This window comes from Streptomyces sp. WP-1 (assembly GCF_030450125.1).
Taxonomy (GTDB): Bacteria; Actinomycetota; Actinomycetes; order Streptomycetales; family Streptomycetaceae; genus Streptomyces; species Streptomyces incarnatus.
The window spans coordinates 6,203,764-6,217,212 of record NZ_CP123923.1 but is presented as its reverse complement, the minus strand read 5'-3'; the positions used below and the strand labels follow the sequence as shown (position 1 = coordinate 6,217,212).

Below are 13,449 nucleotides of genomic sequence, written 5' to 3'. Positions count from 1 at the left end.
GTAGCCTCCGAGGGAAGTTACGTGTAAGTAAAACTTCCCGCCTCAGCCACCTCGTTGACGCGCCGTCACCACAGGGGCCGCACCGGCCCGTGGGGCGCGACCCTGGCCAGACTCCCCCACAGCGCCCGCACTTCCGCCTCGCCCAGCAGCTCGCGCCACTCGCCGACCACCTCGGCCGCCGCCTCCTCCGCCGCCCGGGTGCAGGCCCGGCCGCGCTCGGTCAGCACGATCAGCCGCGCCCGCGCGTCCCCCGGGTGCGGCCGCCGCTCGGCGTACCCCCGGCGCACCACCTCGTCCACCAGCTGGCTCGCCGCCTGCTTGGTCACCCCGAGGTGCGCGGCGAGCTCGGTGACGGTGGCCCCGTCCGGCGCGAGCCGCACGAAGGCGAATCCGTGCGCGGGCCGCAGGTCGGTGAAGCCGCGCGCCACGACCCCCTCATGGATGCACTGGGTGAGCCCGCCCGCCGCGGCGAGCAGGGTGGCGGACAGGGCCATGGCGTCGGAGTTCTGCACGAGGGCATTGAAACACCCTTGACGTATTGGTCAAGTAGCCTGACCATATAGTCAACCTGCTTGACCAGTTACTCGAACGGAGAACCCGGCCATGCCCATCGTCCGCTCGTCCGACGCCGTGACCCACGAGATCCACGGCGCCCGTTTCATCTCCTACGCCGCCCCGCTCACCGGCAGCGCGGAACTGTGCGCCTGGCGCGGGGAGATCCCGGCCGGCACCCGGGCCCCGGTGCACACCGTCAGCCACGAGGAGATCTTCCATCTGCTCGTCGGCGAGCTGCTGATCACGCTCGACGGGCGCACCGAGCGGGTGCGCGCGGGCGACACGGTGATCGTCAACGCCGGGTCCGCGCTGGGCGTGGAGAACCCGACCGACCACACCGCGATCTCCTGGGTCACCACCTCCGTCGGGCTCACGGCCGAACTGGCGGACGGCAGCCGGCTCACCCCGCCATGGGCCAACTGACCCCGCCGGCACGGGAGTCACGAGGAAGGCGCGCCGTCGCGGCGGGCCGTACCGCGTCCGGCCCGAAGCGCCGGCGGGCGCGGTCGGCGGCGGCCTCGGCGGCACGGGCGCGGGTGTCGCCGGGGTCGAGGGAGAGCTGGTGGAAGGCGTCGGCGGCCGGGCGGAGCCGGTCGGCGCGGAGCGTGAAGGCGCGCACCCGGGCCCGTTGCAGGCCGAGGGAGGACAGCAGACCGAGGGCCGCCGCCGCGAGGGCGGGCGAATGGTCGGTGGCCTCCGGCAGGGTGTGCGCCCGGGTGCTGGAGCTGCGGTCGGCGTAGCGCACGGTGAGGGTGACCCGGCCCGCCACCCGCCGCTCGCCGCGCAGGAGTTGGCCGATCCGGTCGGCGAGCCCGAGCACGGACCGGTGCCGCTCCGCCGGGTCGAGGCAGTCCCGCTCCAGCACGAGGTCGGCGATCAGCCGGTCCGCCGGTTCCCGGGGCACGACCGGGCGCGGGTCGTGGCCGCGGGCGCGTTCGGCCAGCAGCCGGGCGGTGCCCGCGCCGAGCAGGCGTTGCAGGGTGGCCGGGGACAGGTCGGCGAGCTGGCCGACGCTGTGCAGCCCGTACCGGCCGAGCGTCGCCGCGGTGGCGCGGCCGATCCCCGGCAGCGCGGTGACCGGCCGGGGGCGCAGCCATGCGGCGGCCCGCTCGGCGGGCACCCAGGTGGTCTCCCCCGGCGCGGACGCGTCGGCCGCCATCGCCGCGAGCATCCGGTTGCCCGCGAGTCCCGCGCTGCCGTCGATGCCGTAGAGGGCCTTCAGGCGCATCATCGTCATCTGGACCACGTCGTAGGGGGACAGCCCGAAGTACCGGAGCGCCGAGGTCAGGTCCAGCTGTACGGCGTCGGGCGGCATCTCCTGCACATGGGGCGTGATGCCGGACACCAGTTCGATTACATGGCCGTACTGCTCCTCGTTCAGCGAGCCGTGCAGATACAGATGGGCGATGTGCCGCTGACGGATGCTCATCCCGCGCTCCCCGGACTGGTGTAACCGAACTTCTTCAGGTCGGCCGAGCGGCTGCCGGCGGGCAGCAGATCGGCGTACGGGTGCAGACGGGCGCCGGTGGTGCCGTTGGCCAGGGTGCGCCCCGGCTGGGCGGGGGTCGGATGCGGGTGGCGCTCGCCGAGGAGGGCGAGCGCGGCCTCGGGACCGTGGTCGCGGCGGGCGGCGGCGATCCGGTCGAGGTCCCAGGCCATGGTGCCGACGACGGTACGGCGGGTGCCGCGCACCTGCACCGTGCCGCGCACCAGCAGCAGCCCGCTGTGGAAGACGGTGTACGCGCAGGCCGGGTGGGAGTCCTCGAAGAAGGCCAGGTCGACCAGGCCGGAGCCGTCCTCCAGGGTGACGAAGATGATCCGCTTGCCGCTCGCGATCGGCGGGGTCTGCGTCGAGGCCCGGACACCCGCGACCAGCACCTGCCGCCCGGCGCGCAGCCCGGACAGATGCGCCGCGTCGGTCGCGCCGATCTCCCGCAGCAGCCGGTGGTGGTACTCCATCAGGTGCTTGGAGACGTCGATGCCGAGGGTGTTCAACTCGGCGCCGAGCGCCTCGCGTCCGGTCAGCTCCGGCAGCCCGCTCGGCTCGGACCCGCCGACGGCCCCCGCGATCAGGGGCAGTTGGCCGGTGCCCGCGGACCGGTTGCGGGCGGCCCGGTGCAGTTCGGCGAGCTGGAGCAGCAGATCGCGCCGGGTGAGTCGGCCGTCGTGCAGGGCGCCCAACGCCCCGATCTCCGCGAGGCGTTCGGCGACCGGCCGGCTGGGCCGGGCCCGCTGCCAGAAGTCGGACAGCGATCCGTACGGCTGCCCCGCCTCGATCCGCGCGCACTCCTGCTCGCCGATGCCGTGCACGGCGGACAGCGCGAGGCGCACCCCCCACCGGTCCTCGTCGGTCTTCTCCACGGTGTGCCGGGTCGCGGACCGGTTGACGTCGACGGGCAGCACCGGCACCCCGCGCCGGCGCGCGTCGGCGACCAGCACCCGCTTGGGCCACATCCCGGGGTCGTGTTCGAGCAGCCCGGCCAGCAGGAAGGCCGGATGGTGCGCCTTGAGCCAGGCGCTCTGCAGGGCCGGTACGGCGAAGGCGACCGCGTGCGCCCGGCAGAAGCCGTACGCCCCGAAGGCCTCGATCGTCCGCCAGACCTCCTCCCGCACCGCCGCGTCGTAGCCTCGGGCGCGGGAGAGCCGGTGGAACCAGTCCCTGATCTCGGGCAGCCGCTCCTTGTCGCCGAGCGCCCGCCGGGTGATCTCCGCGAAGGCCGGGTCGCAGCCGGTCAGCACCACCAGCGTCTCGATGACCTGCTCGTGCCAGATGGTCACGCCGTAGGTGTCGGCGAGCACCGGCTCCAGGTCCGGGTGGGCGTACCGCGGTGTGCCGCCGTGGCGGGCGGCGATGTACCGCTCGGGCATGCCGCCCGCGACCGGTCCCGGGCGGAAGAGGCTGATGTCGGCGATGACGTCCTGCTGGTTGCGCGGCCGGAGCCGGGACAGCAGGTCCTGCTGGCCGGGCGATTCCAGCTGGAACAGGCCGAGGGTCTGGCTCTCCTGGATGAGCTTGAACGCGAACACGTCGTCCAGCGGCACCTGTCCGGGGTCGTCCAGGTCGACGCGGTCGCCGGTGGTCCGTTCGAGCTCCGCGACCGCGTGGGCCATCGCGGACTGCATCCGCACGCCCAGGACGTCGAGCTTGATGTTGCCGAGCGCCTCGATCTCCTCCTTCGCGGCCATGGCCATCGGGTAGTCGCCCTGCGGGGTGGGCTGCACCGGCAGCCGGTCCAGCAGGGTCGCGTCGCTGATGACCACGCCGCAGGGGTGCATGGCCATGCCGTGGACCAGCGAGTCGAGCCCCTCGGCCAGCTCCCACAGCGGCCCGAACCGGCCCGCCTCGGCCGCGAGTTGGCGCAGTTCGGGCAGTTCCGCGAGGGCGCCGGTGATGTCCGAGGCGCGCAGGTGCGGGAAGCTCTTGGCGATCCGGTCGACCTCCGCGGGCGCGATGCCGAGGGCGAGGCCGGTGTCGCGCAGGGCCCGGCGCGCCCGGTAGGTCTCGGGCATCGCGGTGACCGCGACCCGCTCCTTGCCGAACCGCTCGAAGATCGTGTCGTAGCCCTCCAGCCGGCGCGCGGACTCCACGTCGATGTCGATGTCGGGCAGCGAGACCCGGCGGTCGCTGAGGAACCGTTCGAACAGCAGGCGGTGTTCGAGCGGGTTGGCGGTGGCGATGCCCAGCGCGTGGCAGACCAGCGAGCCGGCGCCCGAGCCGCGGGCCGCGACCCGGATGCCCTTGGCGCGGATGTCGGCGACGACCTGGCCGACGGCGAGGAAGTACGAGTCGTAGCGCAGCCGGGAGATCACGGCCAGTTCCTCGTCGAGGCGGGCGAGCGCCACCGGGTCGCGGTCGAGGCCCCGGCGGGCCAGGCCCTCCGCGCAGCGCCGGCGCAGCAGCCGGGCGGCACCGGCCGCCCCGGGGTCGGCGCCGAAGAGCGCGGGCTCGGGGAAGCGGTGGGTGCCGAGGCCGAGACCGGCACGGGGGTCGAGGGCGCACCCGGCGGCCGTGGCGGCGGTGTCCGCGAGCAGCCGGCGGGCCCGCCGCTCGTCGGCTCCGGCGCACTCGGCGATCATGCGCGCGAGGACCGTCATCGCCCGCTCGTCCTTGAGCCAGCGCTGCCCGCTGTCCAGGCGGCGCCGGTCGACCGGGCGCAGCAGCCGGGCCGCGTCCAGGACGTCGGCGAGGCGGTGCTGGCCGGGGTCGGCGTAGCGGACGGCGTTGGTGAGGACGGCGGTGGTGCCGGTGCGGTCGGCCAGCGCCAGGGTGCGAGCGGCGAGGCGGAGGGATCCGGGACCCGTGCCGGAACGTTTCTGCGCGACGGTCTCCAGCCGGACCTCCCGCCCGAAGACCTCCCGCCATGGCGCCAGCAGCCGTACCGCGGCGTCCTCCCGGCCCACCGACAGCGCCCGCGCCGGCTCCGACAGGGGGCCGAGCAGGGCCAGCAGCCCGGGGCCGCCGTGCTCCCGCAGCGCCGACCACGGCACCATGGGCGGCCGGCCGCCGAGGGCGTCCGCGTGGGCGGCCGAGGTGATCCGGCACAGCCGCGCCCAGCCCTCCCGGTTCCGGGCGAGCAGGACGACGCGCAGCGGCGGCTCGACCACATGGGCACCGCCGCGCGCCGGGGTGCGGCGGCTCCGGGCGGGGGGCGGCGGGGCGAGGGCCTCCACCGCGAGATCGACGCCGAAGAGCGGCCGTACCCCTTCCTTCGCACACGCCCGTGCGAATCGAACAGCGCCGGTGACCGTGTCCCGGTCGGTCAGCGCGAGCGCCGTCATGCCCCGCTCGGCCGCGCGCCGGGCCAGCTGTTCCGGGTGGGCGGCGCCGTAGCGGGCGGAGTAACCGGACGCGACATGCAGATGGGCGAAGCCCGTCATGCCACACCTCCCTCACTCCACCCCTTTTCAGCCATACGCCCGATACGTTCATCGTACGCTCGTTCGAATACCCGCCAGCCACTCTAGCCTCATCCATGCTGGTCGGCGAGTGCTGTTCGAACACGTGAGTGATTCTTCACTGGGCTTCACCGGGGGTGACCGGCGGATGAGCGGGGAGTGCCCGATGGCCGAAAGCACGACGCCCGCCCCGGGCATTCGGGGCGGGCGTCGAGGTGGTGGTGTCCCGGCGGTCAGCCGATCGTGGTGCCCGTGGCGGAGAGGGCGGCGGTGACCGGCTGGAAGAAGGTCTCCCCGCCGGAGCCGCAGTCGCCGCTGCCGCCGGAGGTCAGGCCGATCGCCTTGTCACCGGAGAACAGCGAGCCGCCGCTGTCGCCGGGCTCGGCGCAGACGTCGGTCTGGATCAGCCCGCTGACCGAGCCCTCCTGGTAGTTCACGGTGGCGTTCAGACCGGTGACCGTGCCGTCGTGCACATGGGTGGTGGACCCGCTGCGCGTGACCTTCATGCCCACCGTGGCCTCGGCGGCGCCGGTGATCTTCTGGGTCGAGCCGTCGTAGAGGTCGACCTCGCTCGGGTGGGCGGCGTCCGAGGTGTACTTGACCAGCCCGAAGTCGGTGCCCGGGAAGTGCGACTCCGCGTTCTGCCCGATCGCGTCGCCGTCGGCGTCCGACCAGCTGGAGATGTCCGCGGTGCAGTGCCCGGCGGTCAGGAAGTACGGCTGCCCGTCCTTGACCACGTTGAAGCCGAGCGAGCAGCGGCCGCCGGAGCCGTTGATGGCGTCGCCGCCGGCGATGAAGGGCTTGTACTCGCCCTGGAACCGCTTGAGTTCGGCCGCGCCGCCGAGCCCGCCGACCACCTTGCTCAGCTTGTCCCACCGGGCGCCGGTGACGGACTTGTCGGCCGTGACGACGACCTTGTTCGACACCGGGTCGACGGACCAGGACGTGCCCGGGATGGTCGCGTCCTTCTTCAGCGTCGCACGGGCGCCGTCGAGCTGGGCGAGGGTGCGGGTGACGATTCTGGCCTTGGCACCCTTGGCCTCGACCGCCTTGGCGGCCGTCTTGTCGAGCACGTTCACGACGAGGCTCTTGGCCTTGGCGTCGTAGTAGCTGCCCGCCGTGTCCGCGCCGAGACGGGCGGTCAGGTCGGAGGCCAGCGTCGCGGCCGCCGGAGCGGACAGCGGCCGGGCCTGGACAGCGGGCTTCGCGGGCTCACTGGCGTTCGCATTCTGCAAGGTGACACCCGCTGCGGCCAGCGCGGCGACACCCGCGCCGGCCATCACGAGCCGGCGCCTGGGTATGCGTCGGTGCTTCAACTCATGTCCTCCTGTGGGGGGACGACCGCCGGATTGTGGGGATCCGACGACCGGAAGGCTGGTTGACGAGCGCTCACTCTTCCGAAACCCACAGGGAACCCACAAGGCCGAGTTCCGGACGCACCGGGGAACGGCCCTCGCACGCCCGTTCACAGGTGACCCACCGTCACCACCGAGTAAATTCCGGGGCGCAAACACTACGGGCGAGTGGCGCTCATCGGAACGTGACGACGAGGCGTGGCTTGTTTCATTCGCCGCCGTCGCCCTTCCTTCACAAGCCGGACATGAAGAAGCCCCCGCACAGGCGCATCTGTGCGGGGGCTCACAGCGACCCGGCCGAAGCCGGGGCCGCTTCAGGGGAGCGTGACGCCGTAGTAGCTCAGCGCCTCGGTCACCGGCTGGAAGAAGGTCGTACCGCCGGAGGTGCAGTCGCCGCTGCCGCCGGAGGTCAGGCCGTAGGCGACGGACCCGTTGTACAGCGGGCCGCCGCTGTCGCCGCCCTCGGCGCAGACCGTGGTCTGGATCAGGCCGGAGACGATGCCGTCGCTGCCGTAGTTGACGGTGGCGTTGAGCGCGGTGACCTTGCCGCTGTGCGTACCGGTGGTCGAGCCGCGCCGGTAGACGGTCTGGCCCACGCTCGGGGTGGCCGCGCTGGAGATGGTCTGGCTGCCGACCGCGCTCGGGTGCGCGACCGCGGAGTTGGTGTACTTGACCAGGGCGAAGTCGTTGCCCGGGAAGCTGTAGCCCACGTTGGTGCCCAGCGTGGTGGTGTGCCCGGAGTTGCTGTACCAGGTGGAGGCGGCCTGGCCGCAGTGCCCGGCGGTCAGGAAGTAGTAGGTGCTGCCGCTGTGCACGTTGAAGCCGAGCGAGCAACGGTACTGGCCGCCGTAGATGGCGTCGCCGCCGCTGATCAGCGGCTTGAACGTGCCGGCCGTGCGCTTGATGGTGAGCGCGCCCGCGTCGGTGCCGGCCTGCTCCTTGATCCTGGCGATCCCGGCCTGGGAGACCGTGTTGTCGACGGTGACGACGACATGGTTGTTCTTGGCGTCGACGGCCCAGGCGGTGCCGGGGACGTCCGCCTTCATCACCGAGTCGCTCGCCCGGGTGAGCTGGGCGGCGCTGAAGGGGTGGGCGTCGCTGGCGCTCGCCGTGGGGGCGGCGAACGCCGCTGCGGCCAGGAAGCCCGCGGCAACGGCGATCAACCGGGTCCGTCTCGCCGGGCCGCTCGGGGCGGTGGTGCGCTTGATCCTCACTTTTCGTTCCCTCCAAGGGGAGTCGGGGGCCCGCGTGGGGTCGGGGCCCGTGAGGCGCAGTCAGGGCCGTGACCGGGTTCCGGTTTCTCATGTCCCTGACAAGCGCTGAGGGGGAGTATTCGGCCGACCGACCGGTAGGCACAAGGGTGCCTTTCGGCCGTCGGACTTTATCCCTCCTTTGCCCAACGGCCGTCGCTTCGACTCCTGTTGGCGTCAGCTCAGCGCCCGCTCCCCCGCCTCCACCGCAACCTCCAGCGTGTTCCCGGGCGGCGGGAAGGGGCAGAGGAAGTGGTCGGCGAAGGCGCAGGGCGGCAGCTGGGCGCGGTTGAAGTCGACGGTCGTACGGCCCTCCGCGTCCGGTGCCTGCGGATAGAGGAAGCGGAACCGGAAACTGGTGTCGCCGCTGGTGGCGTCGGCGAACACCGCCCACAGCGGCCCCTCGCCCTGCCGGGCCACGGCCAGCGTCCGCTCCCGGCCGGCCAGGGTGAAGGCGAGTTCACCGGCGAGGGCGAACCCCCGGGTCCGGCCGTCCGCGTTGCCGAGCCGCAGCACGCGCTGCGCGTCGTACGGCGTGAAGCGGCCCGGCACCGACCAGCTCGGGTCGTACTCGGTGGCCTCGATGCCCCGGAAGGCCCGGCGCGCCGCGGCGCCGGGGTCGTAGACCCGCACCCCCCAGATGCCCTCGCGCACCAGCACGACCAGCCGTTTCTCGCCGATCGAGACCCGGGCGGCGGCCTCCGGGCCGGTGTCGGCGGTCAGCCGGACCTCCCCGGCGAAGGGGCGGCGGTCCACCTGGATGCCGTCGGCCTCGGTGGCCGTCAGGACCATGCCGTCACCATCCGCCAGCCAAGTCCCGGGAATGTCCGGAAGTCGTCCCTCCGGCCGGTCCTCGATCCAGTGGGTGCCGGTCAGCGCGAGCGGTCCGTAGGGCGCGGTGACCGACTCCTCCCGCTTCTCCCGCCACTGCTTCCATGCGTCGAACGCGTCGATTGCCATGCTGTTCCATCTCTGTGCGTGCTGGGTATGTGTTGTCTGCTTCGGCCTCGGCGCGGGGCGGGCCAGGCCCAGGTGCTCGCGCAGGGTGCCGCCCGGATAGAAGGTGCGGAACAGGCCGCGGTGCTGGAGTAACGCCACCGTGCCGTTGACCAGCCGTTCCAGGTCGCGGCGGGGTTCGACGGGGACCAGGTGGAAGCCGTCGGCGGCGCCCTCGGCGTGCCAGTCGGCGAGCAGGTCCGCGAGATCGACCGGGCCGCCCCGGTACAGCGGGCCCCGCGCGGTGGGCCGGGGGCCGCCCCCGCCGTGCCCGGGCTCGGCCGCGCACTCCCCGCCGCCGAGGTCGACCCGCAGGCTCACCAGGACCCGCGGGGCGCCGGGCTCCCGCCCCGACCTCGCCGCCCGGGCCCGCAGCTCCTCGCGCACGGCGGTGGCCTGCGCCGGGGTCACGGCGCTGACCAGGGCCACATCGGCGTACCGGGCGGCGAGGGCCCGGGCGTCCCGGGTGCTCGCGTCGACGAGGCGGAGGGGGGCGAGGCGGTACGACGGGCCGGCACCGGGACCGTGCCCCTCCCCCGGGACACCGGGGGCATCCTCCGGCTGGTCCCACAACTCACCGGCGCGGAACGGGACTTCGCCCGCGCCCGGCACCCCGTTCGCGCGGTCGGCCTCCCGCGCCCCCGCGTCGGACCCGGCACCGGGTGTCTCGGCCCACCGGCCCGCACGGCCCTGGGCGACCCGGTCCAGGAGGCCGGACATCCCCGTCCCCCTCGGCACCAGCCCGATCCGCCGGGTCGCCGACGCCATCGCCGACACCAGGGCGAGCACCTCGGGCCCCGGCCGCCCCGAGAGGTGGTCCAGGGTCACGAAGTCCAGCCGGCCCTGCTCGGCGAGCCGTACCAGTTCGGTGCGGGGGCCGGTGCCGGGGCGGTCGGAGAGGTCGAGGGCGGCGGCGAGATGGAGCATCCCGCGGTGGTACCGCCCGCCCATCCTCACAACACCTTCGCCAGGAACGCCCGGGTCCGCTCCTCGCGCGGCGCGTCCAGCACCGCGGCGGGCGGGCCCTGTTCGACGATCCGGCCGTCGGCCATGAAGACCACCCTGTCGGCGACCTCCCGCGCGAAGGCGATCTCATGGGTGACGACGATCATCGTGGTGCCCCGGGCGGCGAGATCGCGGATGACGTCGAGGACCTCGCCGACCAGTTCGGGATCGAGCGCCGAGGTCGGCTCGTCGAAGAGCAGCAGCCGGGGCTTCAGCGCCAGCGCCCGGGCGATGGCGACGCGTTGCTGCTGACCGCCGGACAACTGCCGTGGGTACGCGTCCGACTTGTCGGCGAGTCCCACCCGCGCGAGGAGCCGGCGCGCGTCCTCCTCCGCCTCCCGGCGGGGCCGTTTCAGCGCGGACACCGGCGCCTCGGTCACATTGTCCAGGACGGTGAGGTGCGGGAAGAGGTTGAAGTTCTGGAAGACGAAGCCGATCTTGGTGCGGTGGCGCAGCACCTCGCGTTCGGGCAGCTCGTGCAGCCGGTCCCCGGCGCGCCGGTAGCCGACTGGCGCGCCGTCCACCGTGATCTCGCCCCGGTCCGCCTTCTCCAGGTGGTTGATGGTGCGCAGCAGTGTGGACTTGCCGGATCCGGAGGGGCCGAGCACGACGGTGACCTCGCCGGTGCGGACCTGGAGGTCGATGCCCTTGAGGACGTCGAGCGGGCCGAAGCTCTTGTGCACCGACCGGATGTCGACCATGACGGTCATGGGGTCAATTCCTTCGGATAGAGGGGAGGTTCACGCGACGGCGCGGCCGGCTCCGGCACGCAGGAAGGCCAGCGCGGCCCGTGCGGTGGCGTCGTTCTGCCGGAAGGCGGGTCCGCCGGTGCGCGGCCGGGTGAAGGCGCCGGGGGTGCGGGCGTCGGTGTAGGGGCCGAGCGCGAAGCGGCGGGGGTGCGGGCGCCCGGCGCCGTCGAGGAGGCGGCCGTCGCGGGGGTCGACCCGCAGCAGCCCCTCGGGGGTCTCGGCGGCGCCGTCGGCGTGCAGTTCGCGCAGCAGGGGATCGCGGGCGCGGGCCACGGTGGGCTCGGGCAGCCGGGCCTCGACCAGCGCCCGGGCCGTGACCGAGTACCCGGGCACGGTGGGGCCCGCCGCCCGGAACACCCCGTCCCCGGCGGTGACGGTCATCCCGGCGCCGAGGAACCGCAGCAGCCCCGCCCGGGACAGCGCGAGCATCTGCCGCAGCCGGGGGCCGGGCGGCCCGGACGCCAGACAGCTGAAGAACCCGTGCCACCAGGGCCCGATGTCGCCGAGCCGCACCAGCTGCCCGTAGACGGAGAGCAGCCCGAGGAAGACGCCCAGGTCGGCGCTGTGGGAGGGGTCGTGGCGTCTGGAGAGGTCGGCCTCGATATAGGCGCGCAGTCCGCCCTGGAGGTCCTCGTGCGAGGCGTGGCGCACCCCGGCCAGCGGATGGTCGAGCGCGGTGAGGTCGAGCCGGTCGGCCGGGTCCGGTACGGCGGCGGCGGCGAGCGCGTCCCGTTCGGCGGGGCCGTCGGCGGCCGCGTACTTCTCCTCGAAGTCGGCCCAGGCGCTCGTGGTGCGCTCCGGGTGGGCGGTGAACAGCCGGTGGTAGTGGGCGAAGCCCAGCTCCTTCTCGACCAGCGGCCACACATCGCGCCGGAAGTCGAAGCCGCCCGGCCGGGACCGCAGTTCCGCGATCTCGGCGGGGCCGAGGAAGCGGGGCAGCGGGGGCCGGTCGCCGCTCCAGTCGTAGCCGATCTTCGAGTGGTACGGCACCCCGCGCCGCGAGCCGACGTACAGCACCGGCTCCCGTCCCGAGGGCAGATAGGTGTCGCCGTCGTACCGGCCGCCGCGGCCCTCGGTGAGCAGCACCATCAGGTCGACGAAGGCCAGTCCGAAGCCCCGCACCAGCACCGGTTCGCCGGGTTCCAGCGCGGACAGGTCGGTGTCGGCGGTGAAGTCGGGCGGCAGGTGCACCAGGTTGTGCGTCCGGGCGTACGCGGCCAACTTGACCTGCTCCGGGTCGAGTTCGGCGTCGAGGTGGCCGAGGGCGAGAATCACCAGGTCGGCGAGGAGGGGGCGCGCCCGGCCCTCCAGCCAGACCTGCTGGCGCCCCTCGCGGGGACCGCCGACGCGCAGCGCGCGGGTGGGGTGGTGGTGCACGGTGATGTCCGGGGGCAGCTCGGCCAGGGCCCGTTCGTACACGAAGCGCAGGTATCCGCCCTGGAGCCGGCGGTCGGCGAAGGTACGGCCGTCCAGGGCGGCCCACTCGTGCAGCGTGGGCCCCTCGCGCACCGGTCCGTCCATGCGCACCGTGTCGTCGGTGAACATGGTGACGTCCTCGGCGTGCGAGTTCATCCACAGCAGCGGCGACTGCTCCTGGCGCCAGATGCGTCCGCCGCCCGGTGGATGCGGGTCCACGAGATGGATGTCGAGGCCCGAGGCGGCATACAGCTCGGGGGCGTTGGCGGCGATGCGTTCGAGGAGGCCGGTCCCCCGCGGCCCGGCACCCACGATCACCAGCTGGGGCCTCATCGGGTCCCGCCCGTGCCGCGCGCGTAGTGCTTCTCCACGTAGTGCTGGCCGATGCCGAGCACGGTGGTGACGACGGCGTACCAGAGGGTGGCGACCATCAGCAGCGGGATGACCTGGTAGGTGCGGTGGTAGATCAACTGGGCCGAGAACAAAAGGTCGTTGACGGCGATCACGCTGACGATGGAGGTGCCCTTGAGGGTGCCGATCAGCATGTTGCCGGCGGGCGGCACGATGGAGCGCATCGCCTGCGGCAGCACGATCCGCCACCAGCGGCGCCACCGGCTCAGACCGAGCGCCTGGGCGGCCTCGATCTGGCCCCGGTCGACGGAGAGGATGCCGCCGCGCACGACCTCGGCGGCGTAGGCGGCCTCGTGGAGGGTGAGGCCGACGATGGCCACGGCGACCGGGCTGAGCAGGTCGACCGTCTTCACCCCGAGCACCGTCGGGTACAGCGCCCCGATGTTGAACCACAGCAGCAGCTGCACCAGGATCGGGATGGACCGGAACAGCCAGACGTAGCCCCAGCCGACCGCGCGCAGCACGGGGTTGGCGGAGAGCCGGAACGCGGCGAGCAGGGTGCCGAGGGCGAAGCCGAGGACCATCACCACGGCGGTCAGCCAGAGCGTGAGCCACAGTCCGCGCAGCACCGAGCCGGTGGTGAAGTACGCGGCGACCACGTCCCACTGGAACGCCTGGTTGCGCACGACGGAGGTGACGGCGAGGCCGAGCAGGACGAGGACGACGACGGCGGCGGTCCACTGTCCGTAGCGGCGCTGCGGCACGATCCGGGGGACGGCCGCGGGCCCGGGTATCTCCGGGGCGGTGGGTGCTTGGGCGAGGGTGTCGGATGACATGCGAAGGCTCCGTGACGCGATCGGTCGAACGTCGGAACGG

The 13,449-nt window shown here is 73.5% G+C and carries 10 protein-coding genes and 1 pseudogene; 1 reads left to right on the top strand and 10 read right to left on the bottom strand.

Features of this window, described 5'->3' with window-relative positions:
* Window positions 1-65 precede the first annotated feature (65 nt).
* Complete coding sequence (locus QHG49_RS27505) at window positions 66-512, bottom strand: MarR family winged helix-turn-helix transcriptional regulator (protein WP_301491652.1); 447 nt, start codon at window positions 510-512, stop codon at window positions 66-68.
* Window positions 513-603: 91 nt separating this feature from the next.
* Between QHG49_RS27505 and QHG49_RS27500 the strand changes: the two genes are divergently transcribed.
* Complete coding sequence (locus QHG49_RS27500; RefSeq protein ID WP_301491651.1) at window positions 604-978, top strand: cupin domain-containing protein; 375 nt, start codon at window positions 604-606, stop codon at window positions 976-978.
* Here the strand turns inward: QHG49_RS27500 and QHG49_RS27495 are convergent.
* From QHG49_RS27495 to QHG49_RS27455, 9 genes and pseudogenes are all read right to left on the bottom strand, one after another.
* A complete protein-coding gene (locus QHG49_RS27495) occupies window positions 956-1,984 on the bottom strand; it encodes an ImpB/MucB/SamB family protein (protein ID WP_301491650.1) in 1,029 nt (342 codons plus the stop codon). The two genes, QHG49_RS27500 and QHG49_RS27495, sit on opposite strands and share 23 nt — an antisense overlap.
* Complete coding sequence (locus tag QHG49_RS27490; RefSeq protein ID WP_301491649.1) at window positions 1,981-5,433, bottom strand: DNA polymerase III subunit alpha; 3,453 nt, start codon at window positions 5,431-5,433, stop codon at window positions 1,981-1,983. The genes QHG49_RS27495 and QHG49_RS27490 overlap by 4 nt, the downstream gene beginning before the upstream one ends.
* A 251-nt stretch (window positions 5,434-5,684) precedes the next feature.
* Window positions 5,685-6,767 (bottom strand): S1 family peptidase, encoded by a 1,083-nt coding sequence (locus QHG49_RS27485; protein ID WP_301491648.1) that lies wholly within the window; start codon window positions 6,765-6,767, stop codon window positions 5,685-5,687.
* Window positions 6,768-7,120: 353 nt separating this feature from the next.
* A complete protein-coding gene (locus QHG49_RS27480) occupies window positions 7,121-8,020 on the bottom strand; it encodes a S1 family peptidase (RefSeq protein ID WP_145483462.1) in 900 nt (299 codons plus the stop codon).
* A gap of 213 nt (window positions 8,021-8,233) precedes the next feature.
* Window positions 8,234-9,016, bottom strand: coding sequence for a DUF1684 domain-containing protein (locus QHG49_RS27475; RefSeq protein WP_301492943.1), 783 nt, complete (start codon window positions 9,014-9,016; stop codon window positions 8,234-8,236).
* 354 nt (window positions 9,017-9,370) lie between these two features.
* A pseudogene (locus QHG49_RS34180) lies at window positions 9,371-9,772 on the bottom strand (LLM class flavin-dependent oxidoreductase); the annotation flags it as partial.
* A 233-nt stretch (window positions 9,773-10,005) separates the two neighbouring features.
* Complete coding sequence (locus tag QHG49_RS27465; RefSeq protein ID WP_145483460.1) at window positions 10,006-10,767, bottom strand: amino acid ABC transporter ATP-binding protein; 762 nt, start codon at window positions 10,765-10,767, stop codon at window positions 10,006-10,008.
* Window positions 10,768-10,797: 30 nt separating this feature from the next.
* Window positions 10,798-12,555 carry an FAD/NAD(P)-binding domain-containing protein gene (locus tag QHG49_RS27460; protein ID WP_301491647.1) on the bottom strand — a complete coding sequence of 586 codons (1,758 nt, stop codon included), beginning with the start codon at window positions 12,553-12,555 and terminating at the stop codon, window positions 10,798-10,800.
* A complete protein-coding gene (locus tag QHG49_RS27455; protein WP_159700069.1) occupies window positions 12,552-13,409 on the bottom strand; it encodes an amino acid ABC transporter permease in 858 nt (285 codons plus the stop codon). Before QHG49_RS27455 ends, QHG49_RS27460 begins: the two co-directional genes overlap by 4 nt.
* Window positions 13,410-13,449 lie beyond the last annotated feature (40 nt).